Origin of the sequence: Providencia alcalifaciens DSM 30120 (genome assembly GCF_000173415.1) — a bacterium.
Classification (GTDB): Bacteria; Pseudomonadota; Gammaproteobacteria; order Enterobacterales; family Enterobacteriaceae; genus Providencia; species Providencia alcalifaciens.
Window position 1 is genome coordinate 158,299 of sequence record NZ_ABXW01000049.1, and the last position, 15,351, is coordinate 173,649.

Annotated in this window: 12 protein-coding genes and 2 pseudogenes; 3 read left to right on the plus strand and 11 right to left on the minus strand. The window is 42.3% G+C overall.

Annotated features, from left to right (window positions below; all coding sequences use genetic code 11):
- Positions 1-22: 22 nt before the first annotated feature.
- The 5 genes from cysD to cysJ form a co-directional block, all read right to left on the minus strand.
- Positions 23-931: a sulfate adenylyltransferase subunit CysD gene (cysD, locus tag PROVALCAL_RS11280; protein ID WP_006659385.1), complete on the minus strand. Its 909-nt coding sequence runs from the start codon at positions 929-931 to the stop codon at positions 23-25.
- A 14-nt stretch (positions 932-945) separates the two neighbouring features.
- A complete protein-coding gene (gene cysG, locus PROVALCAL_RS11285; RefSeq protein ID WP_006659386.1) occupies positions 946-2,358 on the minus strand; it encodes a siroheme synthase CysG in 1,413 nt (470 codons plus the stop codon).
- Between the two features lie 336 nt (positions 2,359-2,694).
- Positions 2,695-3,429, minus strand: coding sequence for a phosphoadenylyl-sulfate reductase (locus tag PROVALCAL_RS11290; RefSeq protein WP_006659387.1), 735 nt, complete (start codon positions 3,427-3,429; stop codon positions 2,695-2,697).
- A complete protein-coding gene (gene cysI, locus PROVALCAL_RS11295) occupies positions 3,426-5,171 on the minus strand; it encodes an assimilatory sulfite reductase (NADPH) hemoprotein subunit (protein ID WP_006659388.1) in 1,746 nt (581 codons plus the stop codon). Before cysI ends, PROVALCAL_RS11290 begins: the two co-directional genes overlap by 4 nt.
- Positions 5,171-6,976: an NADPH-dependent assimilatory sulfite reductase flavoprotein subunit gene (cysJ, locus tag PROVALCAL_RS11300; protein WP_006659389.1), complete on the minus strand. Its 1,806-nt coding sequence runs from the start codon at positions 6,974-6,976 to the stop codon at positions 5,171-5,173. Before cysJ ends, cysI begins: the two co-directional genes overlap by 1 nt.
- 264 nt (positions 6,977-7,240) lie before the next feature.
- Here cysJ and queD point away from each other — a divergent pair, with 264 nt between their 5' ends.
- On the plus strand, positions 7,241-7,606 hold the full coding sequence (gene queD, locus PROVALCAL_RS11305; protein ID WP_006659390.1) for a 6-carboxytetrahydropterin synthase QueD: 366 nt from the start codon (positions 7,241-7,243) through the stop codon (positions 7,604-7,606).
- A 48-nt stretch (positions 7,607-7,654) separates the two neighbouring features.
- Here the strand turns inward: queD and queE are convergent, their stop codons facing one another.
- Positions 7,655-8,326, minus strand: coding sequence for a 7-carboxy-7-deazaguanine synthase QueE (gene queE, locus PROVALCAL_RS11310; RefSeq protein ID WP_006659391.1), 672 nt, complete (start codon positions 8,324-8,326; stop codon positions 7,655-7,657).
- Between the two features lie 177 nt (positions 8,327-8,503).
- On the opposite strand from queE, the gene PROVALCAL_RS11315 reads away from it, so the two are divergent.
- Positions 8,504-9,871, plus strand: coding sequence for an amino acid permease (locus PROVALCAL_RS11315; protein WP_006661012.1), 1,368 nt, complete (start codon positions 8,504-8,506; stop codon positions 9,869-9,871).
- A gap of 66 nt (positions 9,872-9,937) precedes the next feature.
- On the opposite strand, the gene PROVALCAL_RS11320 is transcribed toward PROVALCAL_RS11315, so the two are convergent.
- The 5 genes and pseudogenes from PROVALCAL_RS11320 to PROVALCAL_RS11340 all read right to left on the minus strand — a co-directional run bounded on the left by PROVALCAL_RS11320 (position 9,938) and on the right by PROVALCAL_RS11340 (position 14,419).
- Complete coding sequence (locus tag PROVALCAL_RS11320) at positions 9,938-11,128, minus strand: methionine gamma-lyase (RefSeq protein ID WP_006659393.1); 1,191 nt, start codon at positions 11,126-11,128, stop codon at positions 9,938-9,940.
- Positions 11,129-11,142: 14 nt separating this feature from the next.
- A complete protein-coding gene (locus PROVALCAL_RS11325; protein WP_006659394.1) occupies positions 11,143-11,535 on the minus strand; it encodes a helical membrane plugin domain-containing protein in 393 nt (130 codons plus the stop codon).
- A gap of 13 nt (positions 11,536-11,548) precedes the next feature.
- The gene (locus tag PROVALCAL_RS11330) at positions 11,549-12,736 is read right to left on the minus strand and encodes an NAD(P)/FAD-dependent oxidoreductase (RefSeq protein WP_006659395.1); all 1,188 of its coding nucleotides are present in this window, start codon (positions 12,734-12,736) and stop codon (positions 11,549-11,551) included.
- A gap of 242 nt (positions 12,737-12,978) precedes the next feature.
- Positions 12,979-13,548, minus strand: a complete 570-nt coding sequence (locus tag PROVALCAL_RS11335; RefSeq protein ID WP_006659396.1) for a DUF1287 domain-containing protein — start codon at positions 13,546-13,548, stop codon at positions 12,979-12,981.
- Between the two features lie 80 nt (positions 13,549-13,628).
- Positions 13,629-14,419 (minus strand): annotated as a pseudogene (locus PROVALCAL_RS11340) (endonuclease/exonuclease/phosphatase family protein).
- Between the two features lie 738 nt (positions 14,420-15,157).
- On the opposite strand from PROVALCAL_RS11340, the pseudogene PROVALCAL_RS20050 reads away from it, so the two are divergent.
- Positions 15,158-15,229, plus strand: a pseudogene (locus tag PROVALCAL_RS20050) (hypothetical protein); the annotation flags it as partial.
- Positions 15,230-15,351 lie beyond the last annotated feature (122 nt).

The window sequence follows — 15,351 nt, forward strand, 5'->3', positions numbered from 1 at the left end:
GATCTTGTTCCTTACCGATTGATTAAAAATAGCCTTGGCGCTTTTTCTGCTCCATAGAGGCGGATTGGTCACTATCAATCAAGCGCCCTTGACGCTCACTGGTGGTGGATAGCAACATCTCTTCGATTATTTCCGGTAACGTACTGGCATTCGATGGCACAGCTCCAGTCAGTGGCCAGCATCCTAATGTTCGAAAACGGACTTTTTTCTTGGTGATAACTTCACCCGCTTTTAGCTGGATTCGCCCATCATCGACCATGATCAATGTTCCATCACGCTCAATCACAGGCCGCTCATCAGCAAAATAGAGAGGGACAATATCGATATTTTCCAAGTAGATATATTGCCAAATATCTAACTCGGTCCAATTAGATAATGGAAAAACGCGGATACTTTCGCCTTTATTAATTTGGCCATTATAGTTATGCCATAGCTCAGGGCGTTGATTCTTCGGGTCCCAACGGTGAGAGCGATCACGAAATGAATAAATGCGCTCTTTCGCACGTGATTTCTCTTCATCCCGCCTTGCACCACCGAAAGCGGCATCAAAGCCATACTTATCTAGCGCTTGTTTTAAGCCTTCCGTTTTCATGATATCAGTATGTTTTGCACTGCCATGCACAAATGGGTTAATGCCTAATCTTTCCCCTTCAGGGTTACGGTGGATGAGTAATTCAAAACCGTACTTTTGCGCAGTTTCATCACGAAACTGGTACATTTCACGAAATTTCCACCCCGTATCAACGTGCAGTAACGGAAATGGGATCGTACCGGGATAAAACGCTTTACGCGCTAAATGCAGCATCACGGAAGAGTCTTTGCCTATCGAATAGAGCATTACTGGATTTGCAAATTCAGCAGCAACTTCACGAATAATATGAATACTTTCCGCTTCTAATTGCTGTAAGTGGGTTAATTTTTTTTCGTTCATGATTCACTCCTCGCTTAAGCCAATTCCAGCACCGCTGAACGCCATTGAATGGTTTCGGGTTGCTGACCAAACCATGCCAGCTGTTGATGTAATGCCGCCACTTCGCCAATGACGATTAATGCAGGTGCGGGGGCTTGTTGAGCCAATGACTCCAATTCATGTAATGCGCCAGTCACCACTTTTTGATCCTGACGGGTTCCGCAACCGATCACCGCTACAGGCGTATTTCGGTGACGTCCATGCTGGATAAGCTGCTGGCGAATATTGTCAGCCGTCACGGTCCCCATATAGATTGCCAGCGTTTGGTGACCACGCGCTAGCGCTTGCCAATCCAGCTCTGCACCACCTTGTCGGCAATGACCTGTAATAAACGTGATACTCTGAGCGTGATCTCGGTGAGTCAGTGGAATTCCGGCATACGCGGTCGCACCAATTGCCGCAGTGATCCCTGGAACCACTTGGAAAGGAATTTTAGCCTCAGCAGCGACTTGTAGCTCTTCGCCTCCGCGACCAAAAATAAACGGGTCACCGCCTTTTAAGCGCACGACTTTTTTACCTTGCTGAGCATATTTGACGATCAATTGATTGGTTTCTTCTTGAGCTACGCTGTGGTTGCCCGCCCGTTTTCCGACACAAATTTTGTCTGCATCGCGACGTACAAGGTCAAGAATTTCCGCGCTCACTAGATGGTCATATAGCACCACATCAGCATTTTGCAGTACCCTCAAACCTTTGAGTGTTAACAGTCCTGCATCACCAGGTCCAGCTCCCACCAAGGTGAGCTCCCCTTGGTTATCTGGCTCAGTCAATTGTTGTTCAAGTTGTTTTTCTGCATCATCCAATTGCCCGCTTTCTACCAAAGATGCAAAACGCCCGCTAAAACTGCGCTCCCAAAAACGCTTACGCTCACTTAATTTGGTTAAACGCTGCTTAACACGCTCACGCCCACGTCCTGCAATCTCTGCCATCTTGCCAAGTGATGGCGGGAGCATGGCTTCCAGTTTTTCACGCAACAATTTCGCTAAGACCGGTGCAGTACCTCCCGATGAAATAGCAACAATGACAGGAGAACGGTCAATAATGGATGGCACAATAAATGAACATAGTGGCTGTTCGTCCACCACATTAACAAAAATGTGGTGCTGCTGCGCATCATGAAAAACTTTCTCATTGAGAGCGTGATCGTCTGTTGCAGCTATCACTAAATAAGCACCATCAAGATGCTGAGTCTGGTAAGACGCTTGTACCCATAACAATTGATTTTGTTGATAAGCCTCATACAAGCTTTCACATAGCTCTGGAGAAATGACCACCAGCGATGCATGAGCTTTAAGTAATAACTCGGCTTTTCGTGCCGCCACGACCCCGCCACCAATCAGTACTACTTGACGACCGCGCAAACTCACAAATAAAGGTAAGTAATCCATATATCACTTCCATCCAACATTTTAATTATAAGAGCAATGAAATTGACTATATGGTGTGAATTCGTGACTTTGAAATGACAAAAAAGCATGAATAGGAACAGAAAGGCATAAGGTAAATAAAGTCGACAAAACCAAGTAAAACCAGCTTATTTTCAGGAATAATAGCCTGATTAAATAATAAAAAACAAAGAATTCATAATAAAAAACAATAAAGGGATGCCTTTATTAAAGATAATGGCATCCCTTTGTTATTAAACAAATAAAATTATTTTCTACTTATTATTAAAGCAAGTAATTAATTATTTTAACGAAACACTTTAATTTTTATGAAAAGTGTTAGTTTTCATGAAGCCCACATTCGCGCTTTAAACCAAAAAAACGAGTTTGCTCTTCATTCATACCCGGCTCCCACGGTCGACTCGTATGAGTATCCCCCACCGACAAATACCCTTTTTCCCATAATGGGTGGTATGGCAGGTTATGTTTAGTGAGGTATTGATAAACATCCTTATTATTCCAGTCAATCACTGGCAGAATTTTAAAAATACCACGACCTATGCTCAATACAGGTAATTCTGCACGACTGGCAGACTGTTCCCGTCTTAGCCCTGAAAACCAGCTCTGAGCCTGCAATTCCCGTAGTGCCCGAGACATTGGCTCGACTTTATTTAATTGGTTATAACGCTCAATTCCCTCAATCCCTTGAGTCCACAGCTGTCCATGTACCGCTTCTTGCCATGCAGGGCTAATAGGCGAGCGGTACACGTTTAAATTTAAAGCAAGTCGCTCAGTTAATTGTTCAATAAACTGATAGGTTTCAGGAAATAAATACCCTGTATCCGTTAAAATAACCGGAATATTCGGTACGATTTGTGTCACCAAATGCAATGCTAAAGCACCTTGAATTCCAAAACTGGATGACAAGACAAACTCAGCGGGTAAGTGTTCCACTGCCCACTCAACGCGTTCCAAGGCGCTCATCGCTTCGAGTTGCAGATTGTATTCATGCAGATAAGCCTCTTGATCTCGCTTATCTAACTGCTGAAGTTGCGCTAACTGAAGTCGGCTCATACCGCCTCCTTAACCTCGTAGAAATCAACCGCAGAGTTGAGAACGGGTTTCACCACCTCAACACGGACCAGATAGTCACCAAAACCTTCATTAGGCTGACGCTCAGCTGCCCACCGACCAATCAATTCATCAAGGATAGATAAAATTTCTGCGCTACTGATATTTTCCTTATACATCCGAGGAATACGCGTACCGATTCGATTACCACCTAGATGCAGATTATAACGATCAAGGGCTTTACCAACGAGCCCCACCTCCGCGAGCATCGCGCGACCACAGCCATTTGGGCACCCTGTAATGCGTAGTACAATGTGCTCATCCGCGACGTGATGGGAAGTCATGATTTTTTCAACTTCGCTGACAAATTCAGGCAAAAAACGTTCTGCTTCCGCCATTGCTAGAGGGCATGTAGGGAATGACACACACGCCATCGAATTTTCACGCTGACGGGTTACTTCACGGCTCATTAAACCGTGATCAAGGGCAATTTGCTCTATCGCCGCTTTATCCTCTTCCTCAATACCCGCCACAATTAAATTTTGATTCGCCGTTAAACGGAAATCGCCTTTGTGGATCTTGGCAATTTCTGCAACGCCGGTTTTTAATGGTTTATCCGCTAAATCAATTAAACGCCCATTTTCTACAAATAGCGTCAAATGCCAGCGGTTATCAATCCCTTTTAGCCAACCAATTTGATCTCCGCGCTGAGTGAATTGATAGGGGCGGATGATCTCAAACTGTACACCTGCGCGCTTTTCGACTTCCGCTTTAAAAACCTCAACCCCAACTCGTTCGAGAGTGTATTTGGTTTTGGCATTTTTACGCTCCGTTCGATTTCCCCAATCCCGCTGGGTGGTCACTATCGCTTCCGCGACCGCCAAGGTTTTATCTAATGGAATAAAACCAAATTCGCTCGCAAGGCGTGGGAATGTATTCGTATCGCCGTGGGTCATTGCTAATCCACCGCCCACCAGCACATTAAAACCAATAAGTTGCCCTTTCTCTGCAATTGCCACGAAATTCATGTCATTGGCATGGAGATCCACATCGTTAAGTGGTGGGATCACGACGGTGGTTTTAAATTTTCGAGGAAGATAAGTTTGCCCTAAAATAGGTTCCTCATCCGTGGTCACTATTTTTTCTTTATCCAACCAAATCTCGGCATAAGCACTCGTACGAGGTAATAAATGCTCAGAGATTTTTTTCGCCCATTCATAGGCTTGCTGATGCAATTCAGACTGTACAGGGTTAGAGGTACACAGTACGTTACGGTTTACATCGTTAGCCGTAGCTAACGCATCAAGTCCCACATGGCTGAGCATCTGATGGGCAGGCTTCACATCCCCTTTAAGAATGCCGTGGAACTGGAACGTTTGCCGGTTAGTGATACGAATGCTGCCGTATAATGTGTGCTCAGAGGCAAACTTATCGATATCTAGCCACTGCTTTGGCGTGATTATTCCCCCAGGTAAACGGCAACGTAGCATCATCGCGTGGCGTGGTTCTAATTTCTGTTCTGCACGCTCGGCTCGAATATCTCTATCATCTTGCTGATACATACCGTGAAAACGGATCAGTAAGAAGTTATCGCCATCAAAACCCCCAGTAAGACCGTTTTTAAGATCCTCTTTGATGGTGCCTCGTAAATAGTTACTTTGCTGCTTCATACGCTCGCTGTCTGCGAGCTTCCCTTCGACCACTAAAGGTGGTTGAGGTGCAGCTTGTTGATGTTCATTGCTCATTAATAAACGTCCCTCTGATAACGGCGCATCACACGCAGCTCACTTAAAAAGTCATCCGCTTGCTCTTCATCCATGTGCCCGTGCTCGCTGATGACATCCAATAATGCTTGTTCCACATCTTTCGCCATACGGTTTGCATCCCCGCACACGTAGATGTGCGCACCTTGCTGAATCCAATTCCACACTTCACGACCTTGCTCACGTAATTTGTCTTGGACATACACTTTTTGAGCCTGATCCCGAGACCATGCCAGTGACACATGAGTCAGCAAGCCATCTTTGACGTAACGCTGCCACTCCACTTGATATAAGAAGTCGTCAACAAAGTGCGGATTACCAAAGAACAACCAGTTTTTACCTGCGCTACCGTCATTATCACGCTGCTGCAAAAAAGCGCGGAATGGGGCTATCCCCGTTCCTGGTCCAATCATAATCACCGGCGTATTTGAATCTGCGGGTAAGCGGAAGTTATCATTATGTTCAATAAATACCCGTAATTCGTCTCCTTCCTTAAGACGATCCGCTAAAAATCCAGAAGCTCCCCCTGTCCTTGGGCGTCCCTCAATGTCATAACGTACGACACCAACCGTTGCATGAACCTCATCCTCTGCTTCAGCCTGAGAAGAAGAAATAGAGTATAAACGAGGCGTCAGTGGACGCAGTAAATCAACAAATTCTTGCGCGCTAGGCTGTGCCGCCGCTTGACGTACCATATCGACGATTGGCGTGGTTTGCGCATATTGCATAATGGCCGGTTTATCACTAATTAGCGCCAGCAAGCCATCATCTTTTGATAGCTGAGCATATTTTTCGACGATCAAATGGGTATTTTGAGTCAGCTCCAGTTGGTAAGTTAACGCGTCGCGCAGTGAATGACGCTGCTGACCGATAAACACGTCCTCATCCCCGTGTAACCACAATAAGCCAATCAGCTCATCCACTAAGGCTGGGTCATTATCAAACCACACGCCAAGCGCATCGCCGGGTTGATAACGCAACCCCGAGTTCCCTAAATCAATCTCAATGTGGCGAACATCTTTGTCAGACCCGCGCCCAGTTATCTTTTGGTTACTCAACAACGTTGCGGTGAGCGGTGCCGTTTTAGTGTATGGGGAAGAGTCTAGCTGGTTCACGCTGCCAGATTGAGTGTTTATAAGCTGGCTATCTGACTGAGCAGGCACTCGCGCTTTTAAAATTTGTGTCAGTGTACTCACCCACTCATCGGCCAATATTTGATACTCCACATCAGCATCAACCCGTGGTAGCAATTCACTTGCCCCTAACTTCGCGAGCTGGGAATCGAAATCCTTTCCAGCTTGGCAAAAATGTTCATAGGAAGAGTCACCAAGTGCAAAAACGGCATAATGAGTTGCAGAAAGATCTGGGGCTTTTTTCGAGTTCAGGTATTTATGCAAAGCCACCGCCTCTTCCGCAGGTTCCCCTTCACCCTGAGTCGATGCCACGATAATAACGACTTTTTCTTGATTGATTTGCTTAAATTTATAGTCACCCGCATTCACTAAATTCGCGCTGATCTTTTCACTCAGGAGTTTCTCTCTAAGTTGTTCGGCAAGGCGGCGGGCGTTGCCTGTTTGAGAGGCTGAAATAATGGTCACTGTTTCTTGGGGGACAAGCGTTGCGGGAACCGTTTCATCCACAGCACTATTTTGATTCACCATGCCCCATAAATAGCCTGATAACCATGCCAACTGATGAGATGAAAAATCTCCCACAGCGGTCTGTAAACGCCCTAATTGCTCCGTAGAAATCGGTAATGCTGATAATGGAGGTTGCTTGTTTTGCATTATTTTGTCACTCCAACGTGATCCATCATTGAATAGTCAATAAAAGTCATTCATGCCATTCTCTATCCCAAATGAGGATAGAGGTTATAACAGCCATAACTAGGAAGATAAGAAACTATAGCCATAACTAATAGCTAAAAATCCTAAAGAAAATATTCGATGATGAATATCGAATAAAAAGATTAGCCAGAAATCGATAAATAACGACATTTTGAGTCAAAATAGCAGTAGAATACGCTGCTAAACATTAGTAAGGAGAAATTTATGAGCACAACCATCTACAAAGATTTTCACTTTGAAGCGGCACACCGCCTTCCTCATGTACCTGAAGGGCATAAATGTGGTCGCCTGCATGGGCACTCTTTCATGGTGCGCTTAGAAATTACGGGTGAAATTGATGCTCATACTGGATGGATCATGGATTTTGCTGATGTGAAAAACGCCTTTAATCCTATCTATGAACGCCTAGACCACCACTATTTAAATGAGATAGAAGGCTTAGAAAACCCGACCAGTGAAGTACTTGCTCGTTGGATTTGGCAACAAACTAAACCGTTACTGCCCTTGTTGAGTGCCATTACGGTCAAAGAGACCTGTAATGCAGGTTGTGTTTATCGCGGTGATGAATAAGACCTTTATTGAGCTGTAAGTCATCACCTACAGCTCAAAACACGTTGGTTACTGAATATTCAAATATTTGTGTGTTTGAATAGATAAACGCCAGTTACGTTGAATGCAGGTATCGATACACAGCTTAGTGGCAGACGTTTTTTGGCTAATCGGTTGCAACGCGACAATTGGAAGCTGACCTTGGGTGCGTAGAGAAAGCAGCTGATCAAGCGCTTCAATGTCTTTTTCTCTCGCGACAGGATGCTTAATTTCATTGGCACGATTAATCGCCTGTTCAAGCACCTGTAGCCCTCCTTTCATTCCCACTTTGGGTGAGACGGTAACCCACGTATTTTCAGTGCAGAGAATCGGATATGTACCGCTCGTTTCAATTTGGCATTGAAAGCCATTGGCTTCAAGCGTTTGCGTTAATGCCGTTAAGTCATAAATGCAAGGCTCTCCACCGGTTATCACGATATGTTTTGCGGTATAACCATTTTGCAGCATCAGTTGAATCAAACTCTCAGCATCGGACATCGCCCAGAAATCACTGTCTTGTGTTTTTAATGCAATATCACCCAATGTGGACTCTTTCGCAGGTTCTTTATCCCATGTCTGTTTGGTATCGCACCAACTACAACCAACAGGACAGCCTTGCAAACGAATAAAAACAGCGGGGACACCAGTGAAAACACCTTCCCCCTGTAGAGTTTGGAAGATTTCATTTATTGGGTATTTCATATTGCTCCTAGAAGATTCCATTTGGCGCATATTATATTGCAGATATCTATCTCGCGGGCAATGCACTTTGTGATAATGTAGTCACCCTGCGTTCAGGAAAGTACGTCAACTCAATCAACGAAACCGAAACAATATTCGGTACAATATTTCGAAATAAAGTTAATGACAGGAAAAGACATGCAAAGTAGTGAACAAAATCAACTCAGAAAGGGACTGAGTGTCCGGCACATTCGCTTTATGGCCTTAGGGTCGGCGATTGGTACTGGTCTATTCTACGGCTCTGCGTCTGCGATTCAAGCTGCGGGTCCAGCGGTGTTACTGGCTTATATGTTAGGTGGTGCCGCGGTGTTTATGGTGATGCGTGCCCTCGGCGAAATGGCAGTTCATCATCCAGTCCCCGGTTCATTTTCTCACTACGCAAGCCATTATATGGGCCCGCTCGCAGGCTTTCTAACTGGCTGGAACTACGTATTTGAAATGCTGGTCGTCTGCTTAGCCGATATTACCGCCTTTGGGATGTATATGGGATTCTGGTTCCCACATGTTGATCAATGGGTGTGGGTCTTAAGTATCGTATTATTTATCAGTGCGCTCAATCTGTGTCACGTTAAGATTTTTGGTGAAATGGAATTCTGGCTTTCAATTATAAAAGTCAGCGCCATTATCGCCATGATTGTCGGTGGTGCCTTCTTGATGATCTACGGCTTTGGTCAAGAAACTAGCCATGAAGTGGGTATCCAAAACTTGTGGGAACATGGCGGGTTTATGCCTAATGGTATCGAAGGGGTGATAGCCTCTTTAGCAATAGTCATGTTTGCCTTTGGGGGAATAGAAGTCATTGGTATCACCGCCAGTGAAGCGCAAAACCCTGAAAAAACCATCCCAAAAGCGATTAATGCAGTCCCTATCCGTATCCTATTATTCTACGGGTTAACACTGTTTATTCTGATGTGCATCTATCCATGGAACCAAATCGGTCAAAATGGCAGTCCATTTGTACAAATTTTCGATAGTTTAGGGATCCAATCTGCAGCAAATATCTTGAATATCGTGGTGATCACCGCAGCAATTTCTGCGATCAACAGTGATATTTTTGGTGCGGGTCGCATGATGTACGGTATGGCTCAAGATGGGCAAGCACCAAAAGTCTTTACCAAACTGACTAAAAGCGGTGTGCCGTGGGTAACGGTTCTCGTGATGTCCGTCGTGATGTTACTGGGCGTATACCTGAACTATCTGTTACCTGAAAAAATCTTTGTTATTATTGCCTCGATTGCAACCTTCGCGACTGTGTGGGTTTGGTTAATGATCTTACTGTCCCAAGTTGCGATGCGCCGTAAGATGAGCCAAGAAGAAATTAAGAAGCTGAAATTCCCAGTGCCTTTCTGGCCAGTAGGTCCTGCAATCACCATCGCATTCATGGTGTTTGTTATCGCATTATTAGGCTTCTTTAAAGATACACAGGTAGCACTCATTGTCGGCTTTGTTTGGGTTGCGTTACTCAGCATTACCTTCTTTGCCATGCGTTATTACCAAAAACGCTAATAAACATTGATGAATAAAGCAGCCCTACATCGTACACATATAGGGCTGTTTTTTTATCAAGATACGTTACTCAACACTGAGTGCTTGATGAATGTCGGCAATCAACTCATCCACATTTTCTAAGCCAATAGAAAGACGGATCAATCCATCACTAATACCATATTGTTGCCTTTCTTCCGGTGTATAGGTGGAGTGGGTCATACTTGCCGGATGCTGTGCTAATGACTCACAATCTCCTAAGCTAACTGCACGTGAAAACAGTGTTAAATGATTTAAAAACCGTTTACCTGCCTCCAATCCCCCTTTCAGTTCAAAGGCAATCATTCCTCCCGCTAATTCCATCTGTTTTTGAGCTAATTGATACTGCTCAAAACTCGGTAAGCCAGGGTACATAATTGCCACCACCTGCGGGTGCGCTTCTAAATATTCAGCAATTTTTTGTGTACTTTGGACAATCCTATCCATACGAACAGACAAGGTTTTAAGCCCTCGGATAATCAGATTCGCATCATGAGGAGATAAACACGCCCCTGTCATATCTTTCAAGCCCACTAATCTTATATGCTTCGCACGCTCTGCGGTGGTGATCACCGCTCCCCCCATCGCATCGCCATGACCATTCATGTACTTAGTTAATGAGTGCAGAACAATATCTGCACCAAGAACCAGTGGTTTTTGAATATACGGTGTGCAATAAGTGTTATCGACTGCTACTAAAATATTATGCTGATGAGCAATTTGGCTCACCGCAGCAATATCCACTAAGCGCATGTTCGGGTTAGCAGGCGACTCAAAGAATATCATCCGCGTATTTTCAGTAATTGCTTGTGCCAAATTTTCCGGCTCACTCATATCAATATGACGAACTTTCACACCAAATCGAGCCAATCCATGATGAAAAAAGGCATAAGTACAACCATAAACAGTTAGATCAACTAACAGCTCATCACCCGGATTTAATAATGACCAAAACGTTGAGGTAATTGCGCCCATACCAGAGGAGAACACAATAGCCGCCTCTCCCTCCTCAAGAGAGGAAATTCTATTTTCTAATAGACTTAATGTTGGGTTATTAATTCGGGTATAAATATAGCCATCCTTTTCACCGCTAAAATAGGCAGCGCCTTCTTCTACACTTTTAAACACATAAGTCGATGTTTGGTAGATAGGTGAAGCTAAAGAGCCTAAATGATCCTGTGAATTATAATGACTATGGATCGCCCGTGTTTCAAAAGAACGTTTTATATCTAAACTCATACCACCTCCGAAAATTACCCTCCTTGGGATTGAGATAATCGAGAACCAACAATTTGCATTGTTCGCAAAAGTGTTGTAATTCCACGCAATGTATTAGGATCTTTTAATAATCCATACACTGAGCGAAAATTGGGATTTTTACTATCATGAATACCTTCCATTTTAGCCATATTATAGGCAGTACCTAATTCCCAGACAGGAACTAAAGTATCTTCAAAAGAGTTTGATAATCTTTCTACTGTACTGTTATCTAATATGTCCACAAGATCGGAAACTAGAGAAAGTAAATCAACAATATTGTCTAGGTGATTTAACTGTAATAATGGCGCTAATTTCTCAGCAAAATGATTACCCGCATCAGAACTTAATAGTTCAACCAGTTTACTTTGACTTTCATTATTCGACATTTTTAATTCCTTATTAAACTAAGCCACGAATTGCCGCCCAATAAATACCTCTATTGAAACCATTTCTTAGTAATCCACCCAATTTCGTTGGTGGAGTAGGAATAACATCGTGCTTATAATCATATTGCAAAGGCATGCCTGCCGTTAACCCCATTTGAGCAACCGCTTGCACTCGTCCATCATAAATTGCAGCAGGGTATCCGTAGATTAATTCACCGCAAATATTGTCTGCGATAATTGCTGCTTGGTTATGGCAACTTCCCCCTGCTTTACTAATTGGTAAGTCAACCGTATCGCCAATGACATAAACGCCTTCTACACCATAAACTTGCATCGTTTCATGGTCTGTTGGTAACCAACCTTCACCGTTGTTATGCTCACTTAATCCTGTATTCACAACAGCCTCTACCGCAGTAATTGGCGGCGTACTAATTAATAAATCAAAAGGCTGTTCATCCCCTTCTTTGGAGTACGCTAATTTCTTATCTGGATCAACTTTAGCTAAGGTAAACCCTCGTTGCGCTTTAATATTTTTCGTGACAAATATTTCGGGAATAACTTCGCAAACAGGTTGTTGCATGAATAAACAATTACGCAGTAATTGTGAAACTGTTGGATAAGTATAAACAATTTCAATATTATCCCTAACTCGACGTTTTCTTAAATATTCATCAATCATTAAAGTTGTTTCCATCGGTGCAATTCCACACTGATGGGGAACATTAGGCGTCTCAGGGAATGAAACTGTAATAAAAATACGCCCTTTTTCAATCTTAGATAATTGATCAGCTAATTTACGAGATGCATCATAAGCATAAAAATGATTCCCCATTTCTTTTAAACCTTCAATACGCTCAGGTCTAGGAATACATCCCGTTGCTACAACCAAATAATCATAATGGTATTTTTTATTATTTCTCGAGTATAACTCTTTATTTTTAAAATCAAACGAATCAATTTTATCAATAACTAATTCAATTTCCGGTCTTAATAATTCACGCTCAGGACGACTCAATTCGTCCTTAAAAAACATATTAAAAGCCACATACATAAATGCAGGTTTATAATAATGAATGGGATTATCGGTAATTAATGTTATTTTTATTTTTTGAGAAAAAATGTCTTTATTAAGTTTTCTTGCCAAAATATTAGCTAACATGGTACCGCCAGTACCACCACCCACAATAACTATATTTTTCATGATGTAAAATCCTTAAGAAATAAAACAACTCGATAAATATATCCTGATCATCTCTGTGCTTTACACTTAGTAAATATAGTTTAATGCCGATAACAACCAATACAATAAATTGCATATAATTCAATAATCAACAAGAAAAACTAATCACTTTCAGATATTAAAGTATTTTATCCGGTAAATAAACATTAAATTACCCACAATCCTCCCCTAGATAGCTTCCATAACTCTTTGAAATAAGAATATTAATATGAATAATGTCCGACTATCTTCCATTTAAATAGAACATCCTCAGCCACTTGACCATACCCAATGTTATGCATCACTAAGTAAGATTGACTATTCGATGCTTTGATGGATGTCACAATTCCAATATGTGGGCGACCATTATCTAAACGCCACGAAACAATGTCACCAGGTCGATAATCCTCCCCTTTTAATGTGATCGGCTTAACGGTACCTTTTCGTGTAAAAAAGGTTTCCAAGTTAGGGACTCGCCGATGATCAATATTGGCGTCAGGCTTACTAAGTCCCCATATTTTTTGGCTCGGATATTGGCTAAAGTTTTTCTTTATATCTTCATGAAGACGTTTCTGAAGATCGATACCTAATTGACGGTAACTGCGGATCACAACATCAGAACAAACGCCATAATGACTAGGTATATCACCATTGGGATAATCTATTTGTCGATATGATGAATCATACATAACTAAACGGGGCAACTGTTCTGCCTTCTTTGCTAGTTCAAGATTATTTTTCCCTAATGCATAGGGTATGCAACACAGTAAGAGCAAGGGTAGTAATTGTTTCAATGCAGTATAACCCCATAAAATTGAGCGTAAAATTTACAATAATTACAGGGATAAATAAGGTGGGATAGTCTTAAAAGGGGCTATTTAGTTAATTTAAATTGCGTGATGATAGGATTATGGTCAGAGGCATCCGTCTGTAATACACGGCTTTCCTTCAATTTTAAACCACGGTAAAACATAAAATCTAATGGGCGACCAAACGCTTTTGTGCGTAAATCGACATCAAAGAGAACTTCTTTGAGTCCTACAGAACGAATAAAACGCTTCAATGCATTCACTCGTTGACGGCTCCAAGCATTAAAATCCCCCGCTAAAATAACAGGCCCTACATGTTTACTAATATGAGAACCCAATTTGCCCAGCTGCTTAGTATAAACATCCACCCCAAAGCTAAAGTTAATTGCATGCACATTTACGACCATGAGATGTTTGCCATTAGGCAATGGATAAACCGTGATTAACGCTGATTTTGCTAAGCGTAATAACGGCTCTTTTTCTCGTAAAGGACAACAATAAATCGGGTGAGCTGTCGCTAGAGTCATCACGCCAGAGGGATGAGGAGAAAAAGGTAATGCAGGAACTTGATCAGCAATTAATTGATGATGAGCAGCGAACGAGACTAACTCAGGAGACATTTGCGCTTCTTGAAGCAATAACAATTTTTTTCTTTGACAAGTTCCGCCAACGTGGATTTCCAGTTAGGTCGCTGCTGTTTATAGATGTTCCACGCCACTACATCTAATGTTTCACCTGCAGGAAAGAGTGGGAGACCAATAGGAAGTGAATCTCCAAGCATATGAATTGGCATAGGCTGAATACGTTTTGCAGGTTCACCTGCAATGTACCGAACAGAATAGGTTCTTTTAGCCACTTACCGGATTCCCTACAAAATTAATAACCACAGCGATTGATGTAAACTCTACTAGTTTAGCATTGGTCTGATAAACACGAATTCAGTATATCAAATATCTCACGGGTAATCTTAAGGAACTTATTATTCCTTTTTGTGACTTTTTTCTTCTGCCCTCTCTGTTTTTTCGAATTTGCTATCATTTCACCATGATATGACTGCTAAATAATAGTTTAGTGTAGAAAAACATTCAGAATTTTGATTACGGCGTAATACCTAAAATGACTCAGATTTTTTACACTTAAATCACTTAAATCACTTAAATCACTTAAATCACTTAAATAGAAGCGGTGTTTGAGTGTGTTAGGGAGTTCAAAGGAGAGTTTTATGTTATTTACGAGGTAGGAAGTGACTACAGAGATTATTTTACATTGATAATCTTCTAACGGTCAGTGCAGGCAGGAACAAAATTGCCTCCAATGTTGAGGTCTTATTAAGCAAGAGGTAGCGATGATGATAAGATGTCAGTGAGTCCCACAGTTCATGGTGGTGATGAGTAACGCTAAAAAAATACGCCAGTTATCCGCACTTCATTGCAATTCTAACTCACACAAAAGCCACTTCGATCGAATCAATCAAAACAATCTAGGTTATGACATTGGGATAAATCAGTATCAGTGAAGCTCCACTTCGCCCATCATCGCATTCAGTACAAACAGTAGACTCTCAATTCTCTTATATGAAGAAAATGTTTTTGTCATGACGACGATAATAGCTAGCCTCCAGGAGATACCTCCCTTGAAAGTACTGAATCTGATGCTGAAAAAATTGATATGCCCCGTTAAACAAGGGAGTAGCGATGATGATGTAGGGAGGGAGGTTAGTACCATTTTTTGCGCTCAGCGCAGATTCTACATTCAAAATCCGGCTAGTGTGCCATACGAAATAAGAAA